Origin of the sequence: Aliagarivorans marinus DSM 23064 (assembly GCF_000429485.1) — a bacterium.
Classification (GTDB): Bacteria; Pseudomonadota; Gammaproteobacteria; order Enterobacterales; family Celerinatantimonadaceae; genus Aliagarivorans; species Aliagarivorans marinus.
The window spans coordinates 569,955-590,447 of sequence record NZ_KE386907.1; the positions used below are offsets into that span (position 1 = coordinate 569,955).

Sequence of the window (20,493 nt, forward strand, 5' to 3'; positions counted from 1 at the left end):
CAGTATCCCGCTGCCATCGTAGCGGTTAACGCAAAGGAGTGGGCGTAGATGCAGTTAAAACCGGCCTTGGTGTTTGTCACCGTGATCTTGTTGCTATCGGCTTGCGGCAGTTCGCTGCCCGAAGAGCGTTTGGATTACGCCGGCCGATGGCTCGGAAAAGAGATGGCGCTATACATTCAGCTTGATGGCCAACTGTCTTACAAACGGATAAAAGGCAGTCATACAACGTCCATCAACGCCCCTATCAAAGAGTTTGATGGCGATGACTTTATCGTGGGTGTTTGGTTTATGACCACCCGCTTTGAGGTGCAGCAACCTCCGCAAGAGATAGATGGAGAGTGGAAGATGACCGTAGATGGAGTTGAGCTGACCAAGATGGGGCAAACCGCCACACCTCAGGAGATCTAAATCCCGCCTAGTTGCCTATCCCCTTTTTTCTAGCTTGGTGTTCTGGAGCAGGCTCCGCTAGATTCGGGTACTCTCGAACTAGCAGCTCTCGCTTAGCTCTCCAGCATCGATAGCAAGCTGGACAAGGGCTGTCTACGAAGCTGAGCCAACAGTTCACCAGTTTGCTGCAGGCTCTCAACAAAGCCGCGGATACACAGATTCTCGATGGTAACCGGGCCGTTTAGCCGGGGCGAGGTTAGAAAGTCGTAGCAAAACCCGGGGTTGAGCTGCATACCACGCTCTTGAGCCTGCTCCACCAAACTGGGCATCAGGTAGTGATCCTGGCCTTCTTCGCTCTCAAGCACCAGTTTGAGCTCTTGTTGATTAGCGCACACCGGGTGTAGCTCGCCACCAACGCGGTCCAGAAACACCACATGGCCGTGGCCTTCAAAGAATACGTCGGCAAACGCGGTCACCGCCAGCGGGGTGTAGCCATCGAGGTCTAGCCAATCCCAAGCCTGCAGGGCCTGTTGAATATCCGTGGCTTGGGGGTTTATCCAATACATTGCTGGTAGCGATAATCATTAAGCAGTCGTAGCCCGATAATCTGGCAGAAGCGCAGGCGCGATGCAACCACCACGCGCTGGATACGTGAGTGGGGTGTATTGAGCAAGGCCCTTGAAGGGCTACTGACAGGTTCTGACATCGCCCCGCAGTATGCTTAGGTCGTCCCTTACAAAACATGGAGAGAAGTTATGAACGAGCAAGACAACCCCAGCATCATGAGCCATATGTCGGTCGGCTCTAACCAGTTAGATAAAGCCTTGGTTTTTTACGATAAAGTGATGGCGACCATCGGCGCCCGCCGAGTGCTCGACTTCCCGGAAGGTGTCGCCTACGGCAAGGTCTTCCCAGAGTTTTGGGTGCAGCAGCCCTACAACCACGAGCCCGCGCAAACCGCCAACGGCGTGCACTTTGCCTTTATGGCCCACTCCACCGAGCAGGTAGATGCATTCTATCAAGCGGCGATGGAAGCGGGCGCGACCTGTGATGGCAAGCCCGGGCCGCGCCCAGAGTACACCGACGCCTACTACGGCTGCTATGTACGAGATTTAGATGGGCATAAGATTGAAGCGGTATATTGGGACGAGTCGAAGGCCCCAGAAGGCGTCGAAGCCTAGATTGAGTGAGTGGCTAGCACTTAGCCACCGCGAGAGAGAAAATCCCCCAGCCCAGCATCCAACTGCTGGGCTGTTTTCCAAAAGCGCCCCTCACTGAATAACCGATTGCCGCCATGGCTTTTCGCCAGATACAGCTGCTCATCGGCTTTAACCACCAGATCGGCGCAGGTGGTTTCAGCGTCAGGCATCAGCGTCGCGACACCAATCGACACAGTGACTACCGAGTTGGGTTTGCCATCGCCATGGGGCATCGCCAGCTGTTCCACCCGATAAAGTAGGTCTTGGGCAACCTGTCCCGCTTCCGCGCTGTCGGTTTTTGGCAGGATCACCGCAAACTCTTCACCGCTATAGCGCGCAGCTAAATCTGAGCTGCGTTTAGCCACCATTTGAGTCACCAAGGCGATCTGCTTCAAGCAACTGTCACCGATTAGGTGGCCGTAGTAGCTGTTGTAGTCGCGGAAACGGTCGACATCGATGAGCAGCAGTGAGAGTGGCGCGTCTTCGCGCAGACAGCGGCGCCACTCGTTCTCCAGGCTCTGATCAAACATCCGGCGATTGGGGATGCCGGTTAAGCCATCTAAGGAGCTGATCCGTTTGAGCTGCTGATTCATCTGCTCAAGCTGCTGATTCATTAGCCTGAGCTGCTGCTCCTGCTTTTTCTGCTCCGAGATATCGAACATAAAGCCCATTAGCGCGGTGATCTGCTCGCCGTCGCGCACCACATGCACCACATCGCGGATCCATACATAGCCGCCATCGGCCGTGAGCGCCCGATAGTCCAGTTCGTGGTCCTGCCCTTGTAGCGACTGCTCTGAACAATATTCCACCGCGCGCTGACGGTCCTCTGGATGGATGCGCTCAGCCCAGTCCTCGGTGCTTTGCCAACTCGCTTGCGGCCAGCCCAACAAGGTTTCGATCTGCGGGCCGATGTAGCTAAAGCGCTGCGGCCCCCACTCAAACTGCCAAGGGATCGCCTTGGTAGACTCGAGTAAAGTCTGATAGAACGAGAGGTCAACAGGGGATTGGGACATCAGTGTATTCCTTTCACTACCAAGGCAGGGCGAGCACCAAATAAAGAATGCGACAATCCCATAAAGCCGAAGGCACTTTTTCAATAAATTCAACGCCATCAAGTGTAGACACTGGCACCCATGACACTGGCGGAAGTAGCAAGCCAACACAAAAACTGTGTACTGGGCTGAAGTATGGAATTAATTTAGTGAATACGCTTAAAAATGTGCTAATTGAGCACTCACGCGATACGTATATACCCGAGCAACCTCAAGATACATGATTCAGAGGAGCTCAATGTCCATAGGGCGAGGCGAAAGTGCTCAGGAATGATGACTCATTTCAAGCGCTTTCAACGAAGAACTATGGACATTGAGCGCCTCCCGAAGGGCGAGTTTTCCAAGCCCTCATGCCGTGTTACTGTTCCTTGATTTAGCCCACTAGATCGGCGGCACAGTGCCTTGCCTGAGGACCAGGAAAATCTCGCTGAACAAGCATCTTGAGGTTGTTCGGGTATAAAGGATGAACATGAGTAAATCTTCTCGACTGATTCAGATCATCACCCTGCTGCAAGCCCGTCGCACCGCGATTAGTGCAGAACAATTGGCCACCCAGTTGGAGGTGTCGGAGCGCACCATCTATCGGGATATCCAGCACCTACGTGACGCGGGAATGGAAATCGATGGCGAGGCCGGGGTGGGCTACCTGCTTTGCAAAAACTCCACCCTCGCCCCGCTGCGCTTCAATCATCAGGAGCTACAAGCACTGATGTTAGGGATCCGCTTGGTCAACGCCTGGGGCGATGATGCGCTGGTAGAGGCGGCTGAGCAGGCCCTAAATAAGATCAAAGCGGTACTGCCGGAGCATGCCGTACTGGAGCACAATCGCTTAACCACGCCATTTTTAGTGCCGCCAACCCAGCGGCTGGAGCGGCTCAAATACAGCCAGTCACTGCGCCAAGCCATTGAGCAGCATCGCCAACTCAAGATTGACTATCGCGATGAGCAGCAGCGGCCGAGCCAGCGTCAGATCTGGCCGCTCGGGCTGGTATTTTGGGGCGCGGCGTGGACGCTGGTGGCCTGGTGCCAGCTACGCGACGATTACCGGGTTTTCCGTATCGACCGCATACAAGAGCTAAAGGTGTTAGAGGCGCGTTTCGAAACCCGCCCCAACTGCAGCTTTAAGGATTACATCCAACGCTACGATCCGCAGGTGAATACTGGTTTTTGGTAGAGCGGTTTAGGTACAGCAGCTTGTACTAGCACGCCGTTAAAGACGTGCATTTAAGAACAGCTGCAGAGCGCGCCCCAGCGATTCAAAACCCAGATGACTTACATCGATATCCGCAAGTTTCAGCCACTTGGTCGACGACACTTCTTGCTCCTCCAGCACTAGCTCGGGCTTGGCGGCCAATTCCACAACAAACACGCTATCGCTGGTGAAGTACTCGGTTCCTTTGTAGGGGTAGGTATTGGGGTAGGAGCACAGATACTCCCAGCGATTAATCTCTAGCCCCAGCTCTTCTTTTAGCTCCCTGACCAAGGCCTGCTCCAGCCCCTCGCCCGGATCGACAAAGCCACCGGGCAGGTCGAGCATGCCTTGTTTGGGGGCTTTGGCGCGCACGTTAAACAATACCTCGCCTTCGCAGATGATGATTGCCGCCACCGCCGCCGCGACGTTTTGAAAGTAGGTAAAATCGCAGTTGGCACAGCGAAACTGATTGGCGCTAACTTGGGCAAACGCACCACTGCGACATTTAGGACAATAATCCATCACACTCTCCGGAGCTAATTCTTTGATTTATAAACGTATGGTTACAAATCGAGATGACAAGTCAACCTTAGTTTGCCATGCTGGGCGCGTCACTATACTCGAACAATCGGTGATACATGCCACCTATCACGATAACCACACCACGACTGGTGCTTCGCCAATGGCAAGACCAGGATCTTCCCCACTGGCAAGCGCTCAATGCCGACCCTCAGGTGATGCGCTACTTCCCCGCGCCGCTCTCGGCAGAAGAGAGCCAGCAGGCCATGCATAGGATGCAGCAACTGATTGCCCAAAACGGTTGGGGCTTTTGGGCGCTTGAGCATCGTCAAGACAAGCGTTGCATCGGCACCATTGGCCTGCACCACAACACCGAGACGGTACCCGGTCGCGAGCTGGTAGAGATTGGCTGGCGACTCGATCGCCACTATTGGCGGCAGGGCTTTACCGAGGAAGGCGCACGCGCCAGCCTGTCCTTCGCCTTTGAGCAGCTAGGCCTGGCCGAGGTGTACGCCTTTACTGCCCTACCCAACCAGCCTTCACAGGGGGTGATGAAAAAGCTGGGTATGCGCAACACTGGTGAAGACTTCGACCATCCTAAGCTGGATGACTGCCCAAGGCTGCAGCGCCACTGCTTGTATCGCATTGACGCTGCAACATTTGCCACACGTTAGCAAGGGCTCACGTTAGAATGCCAGCAGCTGAGAGGCGATAGCAAAATAGATCAGCACGCCGCTAATGTCTGACAGCGAGGTAATCATCGGCGCGCTGGCCGAGGCTGGGTCCATGCCCAGTTTGTGCAGCACAAACGGCAGGAAAGTGCCCACCAGGCTGCCCACCATCACAATCGCCACCATACTTAGACCGACGACCATGGCTACGTCGCTGCCGCCGCGCATCATCCCCAAACCAAATACTGCAGCGGCCATACACAAACCCAGACCTAGCGCGACAAACACTTCGCGTAGCATGATCTTGCTACAGTCTTTGAGCTGCACCTCGCCGGTGGCCAAGGCGCGCACCATCAGGGTAGCCGACTGTGAGCCCGCGTTACCGCCGCTGTCGATAAGCAGTGGCAGGAAGAATACCAAGGCCACATAAGCGCCGATCAGATCTTCATAGTGAGCGATCCCCGCCCCGGAAAAGACATTGCCGAACACCAGCAGCACCAGCCACAGCACCCGCTTTTTAAACAGCTGGAAGATGGAGGCATCTTTAAGATTGGTGGTCAGTTTGCCGATGTTGGCACTTTTGTGCATATCTTCGGTGGCTTCCTCGGTGACCACATCCAAGATGTCATCGTAGGTGATGATGCCTAAAAGTTGGTTTTGCGCATCGGTCACCGGCAGGGCCATCAGGTCATAGCGGCGAACGATCTTGGCGACCTCTTCTTTGTGGGTATCGACATTAACTGCGATAACCTCTTTGACCATCAGCTCTGCGATGGTCTGATTGGCACCGGCCAGAAGCAGCTCGCGCAGCGATACCGTGCCCAGCAGCTGGCGGTTTTCATCCACCACATAGGCGTTGTAGACGGTCTCGGCATCGGGCGAGATCTGGCGCAAGCGGGCAATCGCCTGCTCAGGGTTAAGCTCCGGTGCCAAGGTGGCATACTTCGAGGTCATTATCGCCCCGGCGCAGTGCTCCTGATAAGACGCCAACATGCGGATGTCTTCTCGCTCAGCGTGGGCAAGCGCTAGCAGCAGCTGTTGCTGTGCGCCTTCGGGCATCCGGTTGTAGAAATCCACTCTATCATCCGGGTCCATCTTACTGACCAAGTCGCTGAGCTGTGGGCGCGGCAGACGGGTGGCTAGCGCCACTTGGTTACGCTCACTAAGGTGGCTTACCACCTTGGCTTGAATGGCCAAACCTAGTTGGCGAAATAGCTCCAACATCTCGCCGCGTGACAAGCTATTGAAGCGCTCAGCCACGTCGGCCGGTTGGCTGGCCAAGTACACCTTATCGTCGGCGGTGACGATAAGCTTGGGATTGCTTTGTACAAATTCCATGCTGTTCTCCTGACATTAGGGCATCTCAGGTAGACCCAGCTCGGTTCAAGAGCACTAAATAGTTGATCGCACATTCATGAGTAACTAATTCACGAACAGCTATGTAGTGAAATTGACCAAGGCAATGCTTACATTAGGGGCTTGCTGAACGCAGAAAAGCTGCAACAATACCGTCAAATGCACAGGCAATGACTACGAGTTTTAGACAAGTTAGATAATTGGCCGTATGGCCGGGCAGGAATCGATCGCCATAGCGATCTAAAAACGCTGCCTCACTCCGGTGAGGCAACAAGGACACACCAGAGACGTTACTGACTGTTCAAACTACAACTGTCGGGGTCCACGGAGTGCTCCTCTGGTTAAAAATCGCGGGGAATGTACAGGCAATCACACTGTCATTCAAGTAAATATTGAATTTTCCTACCATCTAGCCATCGGAAATCATCCATTTAACACACAATGTGTCGGCCTTGCCGTTGAGCCAAGACAGGTATTGCAGCTCATCCCCCTCGGGAACCTCCAGCCAGAGCTGGCACATCGCTTGGTCCTCGGGACAGACTTCGGGATGGGTGAGCAAGTGGTTGCCACGTACCCATCGCCAATCCTCTTCGGCTAAGCGGGTGGACACGCGCAATTGATTGGCTTCTAACCACGCTTCCAGCCACGGCGCGAAATGCTTGCCGTAGTTCAGCTCCAACAAGCCGGGCACAAAGCCCCAATCGCCATGGGAGGAGTAGCAATCGCTGCGGCGCAGATCAAACACCATGTTCCCCACTAAGGTGTCCTGATATGCCGCTACCCAGTCGGTGCGAATGTGTACCTCGGCGGCCCACTGATAGACGGGCCCAAGATGCCGGCGCGCTAACGTCACCCGCACCGTCGCTCCTTCCGGTAAGTCGAAGCGGTACAAACCCACTGAGTTAGCCTCGGCGATCTGCTTTTCACCAAAGTTCAGACTGCTGATCATCTTGCCCTCGCCAATGCATTCGAGCTGAAAGAACTGCTCTTCCCCCTCCAGCATGATGTAGCGACTAAAGAAACTGGCATCGCAAGTCGGCGCTCCCCGCGCGAAGGCCTGATTGGCGATAAGCAATAGGGCTATCCCGAGAATTTTATGCATCCTTGCTCCTGCTTGCTGCAGTAATGGCTGTTGTTTAAACAAGGTATAACAGCTAATTGCACTTTAAAACAACCAGTTAAGTATCTGGAATCTCGCTTGCCATCAATGACCTAGCCAATTGATTTTACGTTTTTTCGTATTGCCATTGCGCTAACGATTCTGATGATGAATCTGACGTCATCGGAAGAGTTTTTCAGTGATGCTATTAACTTTATTATCATTTTTAGTTGTCGTGGAATTGTCATTGCGCACATTCCCCTTTAACAATTTGTCATTGCGAGAACGTTCTTTGGGTTGGTGGCCGGCACCGACCAAGGGATGGAAGGCACTATTGCGTGGTTGGTTGCTCTCCGTCATATGAATGGACAACTTGTGCAAGGAGCACGCAAGTGAAACGACTTAAGATTTGTGGCCTGGCCTTAGTGCTCGCCACTGCCAGCCAATGGAGCGCAGCAGAATTACTGCAACGCGGCGAGCTAGAACACGGTGAGCTACTCCCCGGCTATACCAGCCTTATCGACAGCCCATTTAACGGCGTCGCCAGCTATGCCAATGGCGATGGCGTCAACTACTCCTACCCCTATGTACTTGAGAGCAGTCAATATCGATTGGATGTGCGTGGTGCATCCAGCGATAGCAGCGCGGCTGGGATCAGCGTCTATCTGGGGCAACAGAAAGTGGCAGCGCTGAGTTTTAGCGACACGGCAGCCAGCGTTGCCTCGGCAGAGTTTGATCTGGGCGCGGCATTATCGCCAAACGCGATCAGCTTTGTGCTAGAGAGCGATGATGGCAGTAACGATACCTATCTGGACTGGTTTGAGTTACACCGCTTAGGTGAGGTGCCGCCACTGCCGGCCGCCCCGGTTCTGCCTAGCCAAGGCGTTTACCACTCCGGTGAGTATCGCAATATGTTCGTCGAAGCGGGCTATTCTGCCGCCGAGGTGCAAGCCAAGGTAGAGGCCGCCTACGACCAACTATTCCACAGCAACGACCAACAGAACCAAGCGATATTTATCCCGGTCGGCGATGACATGGCCTACATCTGGGACGTGGGTAACAACGATGTCCGCTCTGAGGGTATGTCCTATGGGATGATGATGGCCCTGCAGATGGACCGCAAAGCGGACTTCGACAAGCTGTGGAAATGGGCACATACCTACTCGCTCAACAAAACCGGCGATATGAAGGGATTCTTTGCCTGGCAGGTCAGCACCAGCGGCCAGGTGATGGACAACGGCCCCGCCCCGGATGGCGAGGAGTACTTTGTGACCGCGCTATTCTTCGCTTCCCACCGCTGGGGCGATGGCGAGGGGATCTTCAACTACAGCGCGCAAGCCAATCAGATCCTCAAAGATATGTATGGCAATGGCCAAACCCGCTACAACAACCAAGGCCAGCTGGAAGAGTTCACGCTGATCAACAAGCAGTCTCAGCAGATAGTGTTCTCCCCTAAAACCCCCACCGACAGTGCCTGGACCGACCCGTCTTACCACCTGCCTGCCTTCTATGAACTGTGGGCGCGCTGGGCGGATAACAACAACAGCTTCTGGGCGGATATGGCGGGTGTGAGTCGAGAGTTCTTTAAGACCACCGCTCACCCAAGCACGGGGCTATCCCCCGACTACGCCAACTTTGACGGCTCACCCCACGGCGAGTTTCAAGCCTGGAAGACCACCTTCCAGTACGATGCCTGGCGCACCATCGGCAATGCGGCGATGGACTACTACTGGTGGCAGGCCGACCCGTGGCAGGTTGATTGGGTAAACAGGTTACAGAGCTTCTTTGTCTCCCAAGGGATCGACAGCTATGCCAACTTGTACGAGCTCGATGGCCGGGTCTACCAGAACAACAGCGATCACTCGCCCGGTCTGGTGGCAATGAACGCCATGGCCAGCCTGGCCGCCGATCAGCAGCAGGCCTGGCAATTTGTCGATGCTCTGTGGAACACCGCGGTGCCCAGCGGCAAATGGCGTTACTACGATGGCTGTTTGTACATGTTTGGTATGCTCGCGCTCAGTGGCAACTATCAGATCTACTGCCCAGCGGGTGAATGTGACAGCACGACGCCCCCCGACCCTTGCGCCGACGGCAGCTGTGGTAGCAACAACCAAAGCCCGGTGGCCCGCGATGATCAGACCGAGGTTAAGCAAGGCGAAAGCGTCAGTATTGCAGTACTGGCCAACGACAGCGATCCCGACAATGACGTGCTGAGCATCGTCAGCTTCAGCCAAGGAGCGTATGGCTCGGTGACTCAGGCTGGCGATAGCCTGGTCTATCAGGCAGCGGCGGATTATAGCGGTCAAGACAGCTTCAGCTACACCATCACTGACGGCGAGCTAAGCGCCAGCGCGACGGTATCCATCACGGTGTTAGGCGAGCTGCCACCGGTGGGCGATAGCAACTGCAGCTATAACTTGGTCAATAGCTGGCAAGACGGCTTTCAGGCCAGTATCAGTATTACCAACAATGGCAGCAGCGTACTCAGCGCGTGGGAAGTCAACTGGTCCTATAGCGATGGCAGCGTGATAGACGGGCTGTGGAATGCCAATCTCAGTGGCAGTAACCCTTATACCGCCAGTAACCTGTCCTGGAATGGCAACATCGCCCCCGGCAACAGCGTGGAGTTTGGCTTTAACGGCACTGGCCCCGGACAGGCCGCGCAGCTCACTGGCTCGGTGTGTCAGTAAGGCCTAAACCCTAGATTAACAGGGCTGCCAAGTGCAGCCTTTTTTATTGCTGGGACGCGTTGAAATGTGCGACCAGCAACTCTTTTAGGGTAGTAAAGCGCGAGGCCAGTGGATGGTGGCGACGGGTGACCCACAGTACCGGCTCAGCCAACGCCTGCTTGAGCGTTATCACCCGCAGCGCCTGTTGATTGGCGAAGGCATCGACCGCAAACTTTGGCACCACGGTAAAACCGAGCCCGCGCGATACCGGCTCCAAAATCGATGAGATGTTGTTCACAAACCCACTCACCGTGAGCTGCTCGAACTCGCTAAACTCTTGATAGTTCGCCGCCAACAGCCGTGAGGCATAGAGCTGGCCATCGGGGTGGTCTATAAAACCTAACGCCAACAGCTCCTGCCACGCGCTACCGCTAAAGCTCGCGGGCACCACCAACGACAATGCCTCAGTGGCGATCCGCTCAACCTGCAGGGAGGCATCTCGCGGCTCCCGGCTCATTAAGCCAACATCCAGCTCGCGCTTGCCCAGCATGGTCTCGATGCTATGGTTCGGCGCAAAATGGTAGTGGACATTCAACCCCGGATGGCGCTGTTGCAGCTCAAGCAACTCGGGGTACAGGGTCAGACCCAAGCTTCCGGGGCTGGCTAAGCGCAGCTTGCCGCTGTGGGGGTCGTCATGGCTTAGCTGAAACTCCAAGGCGCCCAGCTCGTCGAGGGTCTTGCGTGCCTGCTGATAGACCCTCTCACCCGCTTCACTTAGGCTAAAACGCTTACCTTCGCGGATTAGCAAAACCGTGGCGTAGTGCTGCTCTAATTTGCGGATATGCTGGCTGACACCGGGCTGGGTCATCGCCAGCCGTTCAGCGGTGCGGGTAAAGTGGCCGGTTTCTACCAGCATGCAGTAGGTACGCAGTTGCTCGAGACTAACCATAGAGATTTATTATTATCGAAATTGATAATGATAAATTCTATTTACTGCGTTTGCGAGAATCACCGCTGATGGACGGGATTAGCGAAGTACTTTACTGGTCGATGTGACAACTGGAGCAACGCGACTGACCGGTCACCAAGCGCGACAAGGCGTAGCGATTGTTGGCGAAACGTAGATAGGCCCAATCGGCAATGGGCGCCAGCAATGGCCAACGTAATACCCTGAGCCAACGCTTACGGTTAACCGCCTGCCATAGCGCAACGTTGGCATCAACGCCCAGCAGCCAAATGCCTTGACTGTCTTGCACATGCAGAATGTCCAGTGCCTTTTGTTGGTCCAGCTCAGGATAACGCTCGGTGATATCGGTTTGGTTTAAGTCTTCAAAACGCAGCCGCTGCAAGTGCTTGTCATAGCGATATAGCTGGCGCATCTCTTTAACGCACAAGGGGCACTGCCCATCATAAAACACCGTAAGTTGTGTCATCTCACTCCCCCTTTTTGTTACGTCAGCAGCATCAGCAGATGCAGCACGACCACCGCTGCCGTCAAGCGCCCACGCAGCTGCCGATAACCGGGCTGCTGCTGATGATTAACCGCCATGTATTCCATCCACCATAACACCAGATAGCCCGTGGCGAGCAACAGCAAAGCCCAAATCGCAGTGAGCAGCCCACACCAAAAGCCAAGCAGTACCAGCCACGCCAGCACCGCAACCATGTTCGATTGCTGCAGCGGCCCCGCTTGCTCGGCCTCGCCTTGCAGAGCCTGCCCCCACAGCGCACCGCAAAGAAAGGACAAAATGATGGCGGAATAGCTGACGAAGGCCAGCTCACCGAGTAGCGCAATATTGCCCTTGGCAAACAGACTTAGCAGCCATGCGATTGTAAAAGGGATAAGTCCTGCGTATCCCAGTTTGTTGGCCAAAGCTTGCTCCACTCTCTCGAAAACGTATCTAGATAGGGGACGCATGGGCGGGTAATTAGCTCACTGATGGAGAAGGTTGAGCCTTTTAACGGGTAAATAAAGTGATCTCGTTAAGAGTTAAAACCAAACTACAGGCCGCAAAAAGTGCAGGCTAGCTCACCGCATTACGATCAAAGAAGCTGGCGTCCTCGAGCCAGCTAAACAGCGCCTGCTCTGGCATCGGCTTGGCCATTAAGTAGCCCTGACCGTACTCTACCTGGCGAGCATGCGCCAGGCTCAGGTGGGCGGGTGTTTCAATCCCTTCCATAATCAGCTCAATCCCCAAGCCTTTAGCCAGCGCAACGGTGGCATCGATAATTGCCACGCAGGCGGGATCATCCAGCGCGCCTCGCACAAAGGTTTGGTCTATCTTCAGCGCCGAAAATGGCACTTTCCTTATCAAGTCAAGCGAGGCATTACCGGTACCAAAATCGTCCAAATGCAGCTCAAAGCCGCGCTGATGGAGCCTGTTCAGATTGCCGATAATGACATCCTCGTTCTTGAAAACAGCGGTTTCGGTAAGCTCCAGCGGCAGATCGCTCGGAGCCAACTTATAGAGCGTTACCAACTCCCAAAGCTCATCGACAAAGGCCTCGCGCTCAAGCTGAACCGCCGACACATTCAAGGAAATCGGCACCTCTAGGCCCAGTTGCCGCAACTTTAGTTGAAGGGCGAGCACGTTTTCAACTAACTGAAGACCCACTGGCACAATCTCACCACTGGACTCCAGATAGGGAACAAAGCGACTCGGCGGCAGGTAGTCACCTTGCTTGCTCTGGCAACGGATCAGCGCTTCAAAGCCGGTGACTTCCCTAGTCTCCACCTTGAACTGGGGCTGCAGCCACACCTCAAACCCATCGTTACGGATCGCCCGGTTGACCTCATCAACCAGCTGGAATTGTTCGCGAGTCGTAGCCCCCATCATCGATGCGTAAACGGCCACCCCGCGGGTACTACCCGGATTGTTTTTAGCAAAGTACATGGCGGTGTCGGCGCGCGAAACCAGCCCCTCCAAGCCCTCGCTATCTTGCGGATAGTGGGCAATCCCTAACGAGGAAGAGATAGAGATGGATTGATGTTGGTACTCAATAGGTGTGCCAATGATTTGCTTGATATGCTGGGCAAACGCCACCGCTTTGGCCTCCTCGTCGCAGCTGAGGATCACCGCGAACTCATCGCCACCAATTCGGGCGATCTGCGCGGCAGCATCGCCATCGGCCCGCAGTCGCTTGGCAATGGTAGATAACAGCATGTCGCCGGCGCTGTGTCCCAAGCTGTCGTTGACCTGCTTAAAGTTGTCAAAATCGATAAACAGCAAGAAGAAGCGTTTTTCATAGCGCTGGGCCTGAGCCAACTCGTTCGACAGCATCTCGTAGAAAAAACGCCGGTTGGGCAGCCCGGTCAGCGAATCGGTATTCGCCAAACGCTGATTGGCCAGTTCGGCAAAACGGCGCTGCTCGACCTCTTTTTCCAACTCCTTGCGATTAACCACCAACTGGCGTAGCTCTTCGCGCATGCGGTCGAACTGGCTAAACAGACTTTGCCACTCACTGATTTCGGAGCTGGCATTGGCAGGAGAAAGATCGCCCTTGCCGATACGTTGAAGCTCACCCTCCAGCTTGCTCATCGGAGAAAGGAAATAGAGCAGAAGGAACACCGCGAGCACAATGAACAGCGCGACACTGCCGATTAACGCAACAAACTGGGCGCGCGAAATGGCGCTTTCTTGTAGCTGCGACCAATGCTCCAGCTTGGTTGCCATGGCCTGCATAGCTTCTACCAAATCCTGATTCAACGCGATGAGATTAACCAGCGACCAGTGCTTGGCTTGATCGGTTTGAGCGGACTTGAGCAGTGAGATCTGGTTGTTAAGCTGTCGAACCAAGTTACTGAGTTCCCGGATCTCCGGTTGCAGGTCCATGGGGTGCGCTTCAAACTGGACCAGCCTGCTGTTTAAATCACTGACCACACGTTGCCACTGCAACAACGCTCGCTCACTGCCTGACAGGTAGTAGTCGGCCACCAGCATACTCAACTGACCCGCTCGACGGCTTAAGTCAAACAGCTCCAACTGGTGCTCGATCACCTCCTGCTTGATATCGTTCTTTTCCTCATACCAAAGGAAAAACGCCACGCAGCAGGCGAAGAACACCGCGAAGTAGCCAATGACTAAGCGCTTGATACTAATCATAAGTGATGATGGAAACCCTATCCTTTGCGACTGCCGTGAGCGGCGCCGCCTCGATAAGTTGCATAACGGTCATATCGCCCGGCTCGCGCGGCGCGCTCGCCAACCAGCGCTGTTGACTCTCCAGCAGCGGCACCAAGGATTGCTTCAAGCTGACCCGGTAGCTACTGCTTTGCCAAAACTCGTCCACAAACTGAGGACTAGCGCCAAGTTTTTCAGCCAGCAGCGTCTTGGACTGGTCGGCATTGCGAGCAACAAAATCCTCCGCTTTGAGCAAACCTTCCAGCACCCGCGTCACCACCGATTGGCTCAGCCCGCGGCGCATCAGCAGCAGCTCGTTTTGCACATACACACCGGGGAAGCGCAGCTCACTGGTTTGCCCATCAAGCCGTGTCATGGCTTGGCTAATAAACGGCTCGCGGGCTGATATGGCATCAACATCGCCCGAAGCCAGAGCACTGGCAAGCTGTTTAGCCGGGTAGTAGCGCCAGGTCACGTCGGAGATACCATTGCGCTCGACCACCGCATTGGCAAAGTAGTGAATCGCCGAGTTCCGTTGGGTACCGATGGTCTTTCCTTTGAGATCGGCCCCGCTTACCACCTGACTATCACTGCGCACCACAATGGCGTTGAGATCGCTAGTGGTGAATACCGAGGCAACGATCAGGTAGTCCTGCAGCAAGGTCTCTCGTTGCGCCAGCAGCGCCACGCCAGAGCAAAACAACAGGTCGACCTTCTCTGGCTGCTTGGCCGCATATTGCAAGGCCAGCTTACCGCTAGCAAACGACTGGCTATTGACCTCGAGACCCACCTCGGAGAAGAAGCCCTTCAACATGGCTATATGCCCAAGGCCGCTACTAGGCTGAAGAGGAAGTGCCAACAACACCGGCTGCCTATCCCGCTCACCCACAGGCACCGAAGCGTCGCAATACACTAATAGAAAACAACAACAAACAATGGCTAGCTGCTTTAGCATGATATAACCCTATTGTGTCTTGGGTTAATTATAGAGGGCGTTCAGCGGCTTACTGGTAAAACGCTCAAATTTGCCGGGGATTAATTGGCCGCTAGCCAAAAGCAAGCTGGCAATTATGAGGATGGTTTAGCGATATTGGTTTGTTGGCCAGCGTTACTACTGGCCTTACTTCACTGCCTCTATACGCTTAAGGTAGTCTCCGCTATTGCTTGCGCTTCGGCTGCCGCCCTATCAAAGTATTTTTGGCAGGCCTTGGAAAGCTCTGCATAAACCGCGCGGATCTGCGGCTCAATGCCGAGAGCTGTCTGCAAATGCGACTGAAAACTTTGCGCTTCTGCTTGATAGAAAGCGCGGTCGGTGCCAAGCCGCTCAGCAAAGCACAAGTAGTCATCCCAGTCCTTGAAGCGATACTGCTCTGGCACCACCGAGCTAATATGCCCGTAATCCAGTGTCACAACGGGCAGGCCATTGACCAACGCGGTTTGTGAGCTAGTCCCGCCCCCTTGGCGTTTAGGGTTAAGGTAGACGTCACTCATTTGGCAGATGGCAGCTAGGTCATTTTGAAAACCAATATTGATACAGCGCGACTGTTCACCGAACCACTGAGACAGTTCCAAATCCGGAGAGCCAGCAAAACAGATCACATTGTCTGGGGACAATTCCAATAGTGAGTGGCAAACCGCAACAAACTCCTCATCCAACTCCACAGCTAAACGCTGGCCCACAACTAAGTAAACAAAGTGCTGCTTATTCAAGCCAAAGCTTGCTCTAGGGTGAGAGCGATCCGACACCCCCTCCGGCGTGAAAAACATCGAACCGCTGACAAACTTTCCAGCGTGTCCCCAACGCTTGGCATTCGCCTGAACATGCTCATTGAATTCTGTCCCAGGCACAAAATAGGCATCGCTGCGTGCAAATGGCAGGGCACTTCCGGTAGTGCAAAATACGCTGGGATAGAGACCAAACACCAGCTCCTGAAAGAAGGTGTTCTCTCCATGTGCGATCACAGAATCAACCTGTAGCTGCTCGAGAATACTCAGAAAATCAATCAGCTTAGCGGTCGTGAGTGGAGTGGCGGGCAGATTCACGATATTGACTGTCTCATCATAGAATTGCAGATAGCTGACTCGCTCGCGGTGAATCGTATTAACAGGCCAGTCTTTACGGGAGTTTGACACGATAGAGCCAGCGCCAAACTCCTTGGAGTAACTCATTCCATTGGTATTGATGATCATGACTTGGCAATCAAATAACTGCCGCAGGTGCAGAGCGATATTGTAGGCCTCTCTGGTGGGAGAATGGCGCATGGTCAGCAGCTGTGGAGTAATCAGGGCAATATGCTTAGGCGCAACCTGATAGTTAGGCTTCTTAAAGCGGCTAACTAATGAGCGTTGTTGGCTGCGAGAGAACTTACCGAAAAGTGTTCTCAAGTGTTCTGTTGCACTGCTGAAGGAGGGCGAACCACTGGTATAAAAACATCGCTTAGAGATACTCCAAAGCGCTTCGCTGAAAGTCGACAAACGTGTCGAGGCATGTAGGCAGTTCACCGCTAATGAAAGATAGTCACCTTCTTCGAGGATGTCATAAAGGCACAAGTACAGGGCTAGCAAATGGTCCCGCGGCCAGTCAACCTGTCGTAGATGACTGCGAATATAGGTTTGCTCGATATCGGTAAGCGCGCGAAAACGTTCCTGTAGCAACTGATGAATGGCGAAGTGTTGATTGTCGAAGTCTAATTGGGAAAAGGATTGGATTATCTTGATCTCAAAATCCAATGCTAGCTCATGTAGTTCAGAATCATTCATATCGATACACAACTAGATCTGCATCATTCGATATGACGAACGAAGCAGCAGTCAGCTCCCTTTGTGATAAACAGAAATTAGTCAGTATCTTATATCGACCACTTAAGGAAAGTAATTACTGCCTTTTAACCAAGGCTAAATACGCGAACAAAGGCCACGGATGATCAAGGGACTGCTGAACTCCCTAGGCTCGCTGCGCATAACCACAGTGTTGAAGCCCTGCAGAAGAGGGAAGAGGGAGGAGAATGAGGAAGCATAAGACCGCTCAGTCTCTGCCTGAACGGCCAAGGCATTATGCATCAGTACTCGGGAACGCAAACTGCGTCTTATCGATAATCCCACTACTCGGCCAGCGCTGGGTGATGGTTTTGCGGCGGGTATAAAAGCGCACCGAGTCCGGGCCGTAGGCCGACAGGTCGCCAAACAGCGAGCTCTTCCAGCCGCCGAAGCTGTGGTAAGACACCGGGACTGGCAATGGCACATTAATGCCGACCATGCCGATCTGCACCTGATCGGCAAAGCAGCGCGCCGCTTCACCGTCGCGGGTGAACAGGCAGCAGCCGTTGCCGTAGTGGTGCTGGTTAATCAGGTCCACGGCTTGGTGAAGGCTCTCGACTCGCACTACCACCAGTACCGGACCAAATATCTCATCTTGGTAAATGCTCATTGATGGGCTAACTCGATCAACCAAGCTGCCACCGATAAAGTAGCCTTGCTCGAAGCCAGGCACGCTACGCTCACGGCCATCGACCACCAGCTCAGCGCCGTCGTCGGCACCGGCTTGCAAGTATGCTGCTACCCGCTGTTTCGCTTGTTGGGTAATCAGCGGCCCCATCTCGCAGCCCGCGACGCGCCCTTCGCCGATTTTCAGCGCTTTCACCTGCGGAGTTAATGCGGCTATCAGTGCATCGGCGGTATCATCGCCCACCGCCACAGCTACTGAGATCGCCATACAGCGCTGGCCACAGCTTCCGAACGCGGCGCCCATTAGCGCGTTCGCGGCACCGGCTATATCGGCATCGGGCATCACCACCGCATGGTTCTTCGCGCCCCCCAAGGCCTGACAGCGTTTGCCTTGCTCGCTGGCGCGCTGGTAGATGGCCTTGGCAATCGCGGTGGAGCCCACAAAGCTCACCGCCTGCACATCGGGGGCATCAATCAGCTGCTCGACCACCGCCTGTCCGCCATGCACCACATTCAGCACCCCATTGGGCAGGCCGGCTTGGTGGGCCAACTCGACAATCCGTAGCACCGAGCTTGGGTCTCGTTCAGAGGGTTTAAGGATAAAGCAGTTGCCACACATCACTGCGCTAGGCCACATCCACAGCGGCACCATCGCAGGGAAGTTAAACGGGGTGATCCCCACCACCACACCCAAGGGCTGGAACTCGCTCCAGGAGTCGATGGCTGGCCCAACATTCTTGCTGTGTTCGCCTTTGAGTAGCTGAGGAATACCGCAGGCAAACTCGACGTTTTCAATACCCCGCACCAGCTCACCTTGCGCGTCGCTGAGCACCTTGCCGTGTTCTTGAGTGATTAACTGACACAACTCATCACTATGTGCTTCCAGTAGCTGCTTAAAGCGATACATCACCTGCGCGCGTTTTGCTGGCGGGGTGTCTCGCCATTGCGGATAGGCCGACTTGGCGCTGGCGATTGCTCGCTCTACGGTGTCTGAATCTGCAAAGCAGAGCTCCGCCGATTGCTCACCGGTGGCCGGGTTATAGACCTCGACCAAGCTATCTGCGCTGTAGTCACTCTCGCCATTGATTAGATGGCCAATGGTTGTTGGCATTGACGGGCTCGCCATAGTTATTCCTCACTTAACTGTTAATTTTGCTACCGCTAATCTTGATGCTGCTAATCCTGTTGCTGTAGTGATTCGCCAAGGATATTCACCAAGCGCTCTAGTTCAATGTCGCTGGTGATAAAGGGCAGGCCCAGCTGAATGGTATCGCCGCCGTAGCGCACATATAGCCCCTTATCCCAACAGCGCCGTGCCACTTCCACCGGACGAATGATCGGGTCGCCATCGCGCGCCGCCAAGGTCAAGCCTGCCGCCAGACCGTAGTTACGAATATCCAGTAGTAGATCCGGGCCTCGCAGGCTGTGTATTGCCTGCTCAAACTTTGGCGCCAGCTGGGCGGCTTGCTCAATCATCTGCTCTTGCTCGAGTACATCCAGAGTAGCCATCGCTGCTGCGCAGGCTACTGGGTGCCCCGAGTAGGTAAAGCCGTGGGGCAGCTCCACATTGTGCTCTGCGCCTGCTGCATCCATGATGCTCTGATAAATCTCGTCACGAGCGATCACCGCGCCCATGGGGATCGCACCATTAGTAAGCTGTTTGGCCACATTGATCATATCCGGTACCACCCCAAAGGCCTCGGCCCCAAAGTAGCTGCCACAGCGACCGAAGGCGGTAATCACCTCATCGAAGATCAGCAAGATACGATGTTGATTGCAGATCTCGCGCAGCCGCTGCAGATACCCCTTGGGCGGAATAATCACCCCCGCCGAACCTGCAAAGGGCTCGACGATAACCGCTGCAATGTTTGACGCATCATGCAAAGCCACCAGCTCTAGCAGCTGATCAGCCAGCTCGACGCCTTGATCGGCCATGCCTTTGGTAAACAGCTTGTCTGCCTGCCAAGTATGCGGCAGGTGGTCAGCCTCTATCCCCTGCCCCCACAGCTTGCGGTTCGCGCCAATGCCACCAAAGCTGATGCCGCCCCAGGTCGCGCCATGATAGCCCTTGGCCCGGCCAATAATGCGGGTCTTGGTCGGCTCGCCGCGCTGTCGCCAATAGGCGCGGGCAATCTTGGTGGCGGTATCGGCCGCCTCGGAGCCGGAGTTAACGAAGAACACCCGGTTAAGATCGTCCGGTGCCAGCTGCGCCAGCCGTTCGGCCAATTGAAACGCCAGAGGATGGCCATATTGAAAGGCCGGCGCATAGTCTAACTGGCTAAGTTGGCGCGCCACCGCTTGGGCAATTTCCGGCCGATTATGGCCAGCGCCGGTGGTCCATAAGCCAGAGAGGCCATCAAACACTCGCCGACCGTGCTGGTCGAGGTAGTACGCACCTTCCGCGCCACAGATAAGGCGCGGGTCAGCCTTATACTGACGGTTCGCCGTGTAGGGCATCCAGTAGGCATTAAGCTGACTGGCGCTCAGCGGCTGGCCGTGGCTGTTGTCTGATTCACTATCTGATTGATGCTCTGATGGAGCGTGCTGAATGGGCTGCAGTGTCATGGTCATCCCCTAAGCGCTAACCGACTATCGTGTCACTTTAGCCCTCCGTGAATGTTCGATAAATTTAAACTTATCAATCTTTAGTTGCTTATTTTTGCAACTTTAATAACACTGTAACTGCGGGTTGTTTGTCGGCTCGCAGCTAGGACTGAGAAGCCACTGTGGCGATAATCAATTCATGGAAGGTAAGGTTATACCAATCCGAAAATAGATGTTCTG

At 54.6% G+C, this 20,493-nt stretch carries 18 protein-coding genes; 5 read left to right on the top strand and 13 right to left on the bottom strand.

The genetic code is table 11. The annotated features are described in order from the left end of the window. Positions 1-48: 48 nt before the first annotated feature. Positions 49-408 carry a hypothetical protein gene (locus G461_RS0117020; RefSeq protein ID WP_026972747.1) on the top strand — a complete coding sequence of 120 codons (360 nt, stop codon included), beginning with the start codon at positions 49-51 and terminating at the stop codon, positions 406-408. A gap of 92 nt (positions 409-500) precedes the next feature. On the opposite strand, the gene G461_RS0117025 is transcribed toward G461_RS0117020, so the two are convergent. After that, positions 501-953, bottom strand: coding sequence for a T6SS immunity protein Tdi1 domain-containing protein (locus G461_RS0117025; RefSeq protein ID WP_026972748.1), 453 nt, complete (start codon positions 951-953; stop codon positions 501-503). A gap of 189 nt (positions 954-1,142) precedes the next feature. Here G461_RS0117025 and G461_RS0117030 point away from each other — a divergent pair, with 189 nt between their 5' ends. Further along, positions 1,143-1,568: a VOC family protein gene (locus tag G461_RS0117030; protein ID WP_026972749.1), complete on the top strand. Its 426-nt coding sequence runs from the start codon at positions 1,143-1,145 to the stop codon at positions 1,566-1,568. Between the two features lie 20 nt (positions 1,569-1,588). Here the strand turns inward: G461_RS0117030 and G461_RS24575 are convergent, their stop codons facing one another. Continuing rightward, on the bottom strand, positions 1,589-2,599 hold the full coding sequence (locus G461_RS24575; protein ID WP_084429329.1) for a sensor domain-containing diguanylate cyclase: 1,011 nt from the start codon (positions 2,597-2,599) through the stop codon (positions 1,589-1,591). A 508-nt stretch (positions 2,600-3,107) separates the two neighbouring features. Here G461_RS24575 and G461_RS0117040 point away from each other — a divergent pair. After that, complete coding sequence (locus G461_RS0117040) at positions 3,108-3,812, top strand: helix-turn-helix transcriptional regulator (RefSeq protein ID WP_026972750.1); 705 nt, start codon at positions 3,108-3,110, stop codon at positions 3,810-3,812. 36 nt (positions 3,813-3,848) lie between these two features. On the opposite strand, the gene G461_RS0117045 is transcribed toward G461_RS0117040, so the two are convergent. Further along, positions 3,849-4,352, bottom strand: a complete 504-nt coding sequence (locus G461_RS0117045) for an NUDIX hydrolase (RefSeq protein ID WP_026972751.1) — start codon at positions 4,350-4,352, stop codon at positions 3,849-3,851. A gap of 116 nt (positions 4,353-4,468) precedes the next feature. Between G461_RS0117045 and G461_RS0117050 the strand changes: the two genes are divergently transcribed. After that, a complete protein-coding gene (locus G461_RS0117050; protein WP_035480489.1) occupies positions 4,469-5,023 on the top strand; it encodes a GNAT family N-acetyltransferase in 555 nt (184 codons plus the stop codon). Between the two features lie 12 nt (positions 5,024-5,035). Here the strand turns inward: G461_RS0117050 and mgtE are convergent, their stop codons facing one another. Both mgtE and G461_RS0117060 read right to left on the bottom strand, forming a co-directional pair. After that, positions 5,036-6,358 carry a magnesium transporter gene (mgtE, locus tag G461_RS0117055; protein WP_026972753.1) on the bottom strand — a complete coding sequence of 441 codons (1,323 nt, stop codon included), beginning with the start codon at positions 6,356-6,358 and terminating at the stop codon, positions 5,036-5,038. A 427-nt stretch (positions 6,359-6,785) separates the two neighbouring features. After that, on the bottom strand, positions 6,786-7,478 hold the full coding sequence (locus G461_RS0117060; protein WP_026972754.1) for a hypothetical protein: 693 nt from the start codon (positions 7,476-7,478) through the stop codon (positions 6,786-6,788). A gap of 389 nt (positions 7,479-7,867) precedes the next feature. Here G461_RS0117060 and G461_RS25620 point away from each other — a divergent pair, with 389 nt between their 5' ends. Beyond that, positions 7,868-10,165 (top strand): glycosyl hydrolase family 8, encoded by a 2,298-nt coding sequence (locus G461_RS25620; RefSeq protein WP_051333639.1) that lies wholly within the window; start codon positions 7,868-7,870, stop codon positions 10,163-10,165. A gap of 43 nt (positions 10,166-10,208) precedes the next feature. On the opposite strand, the gene G461_RS0117070 is transcribed toward G461_RS25620, so the two are convergent. The 8 genes from G461_RS0117070 to aptA form a co-directional block, all read right to left on the bottom strand. Beyond that, the gene (locus G461_RS0117070) at positions 10,209-11,093 is read right to left on the bottom strand and encodes a LysR family transcriptional regulator (RefSeq protein ID WP_026972755.1); all 885 of its coding nucleotides are present in this window, start codon (positions 11,091-11,093) and stop codon (positions 10,209-10,211) included. Between the two features lie 91 nt (positions 11,094-11,184). Beyond that, the gene (locus G461_RS0117075) at positions 11,185-11,577 is read right to left on the bottom strand and encodes a thiol-disulfide oxidoreductase DCC family protein (protein WP_026972756.1); all 393 of its coding nucleotides are present in this window, start codon (positions 11,575-11,577) and stop codon (positions 11,185-11,187) included. Positions 11,578-11,594: 17 nt separating this feature from the next. After that, positions 11,595-12,017 (bottom strand): DUF3429 domain-containing protein, encoded by a 423-nt coding sequence (locus G461_RS0117080; RefSeq protein ID WP_051333640.1) that lies wholly within the window; start codon positions 12,015-12,017, stop codon positions 11,595-11,597. Positions 12,018-12,168: 151 nt separating this feature from the next. After that, on the bottom strand, positions 12,169-14,247 hold the full coding sequence (locus G461_RS25625; RefSeq protein WP_026972758.1) for a putative bifunctional diguanylate cyclase/phosphodiesterase: 2,079 nt from the start codon (positions 14,245-14,247) through the stop codon (positions 12,169-12,171). Continuing rightward, a complete protein-coding gene (locus tag G461_RS0117090; protein ID WP_084429333.1) occupies positions 14,240-15,220 on the bottom strand; it encodes an ABC transporter substrate-binding protein in 981 nt (326 codons plus the stop codon). Before G461_RS0117090 ends, G461_RS25625 begins: the two co-directional genes overlap by 8 nt. A 179-nt stretch (positions 15,221-15,399) precedes the next feature. Then, entirely contained in the window at positions 15,400-17,025 is a 1,626-nt protein-coding gene (locus G461_RS0117095; protein WP_157360353.1) for a glycosyltransferase family protein, read from the bottom strand. Positions 17,026-17,317: 292 nt separating this feature from the next. Further along, positions 17,318-18,835 (bottom strand): CoA-acylating methylmalonate-semialdehyde dehydrogenase, encoded by a 1,518-nt coding sequence (locus tag G461_RS0117100; protein WP_281172021.1) that lies wholly within the window; start codon positions 18,833-18,835, stop codon positions 17,318-17,320. A 50-nt stretch (positions 18,836-18,885) separates the two neighbouring features. Then, a complete protein-coding gene (aptA, locus tag G461_RS0117105; protein ID WP_051333641.1) occupies positions 18,886-20,274 on the bottom strand; it encodes an omega-aminotransferase AptA in 1,389 nt (462 codons plus the stop codon). Positions 20,275-20,493 lie beyond the last annotated feature (219 nt).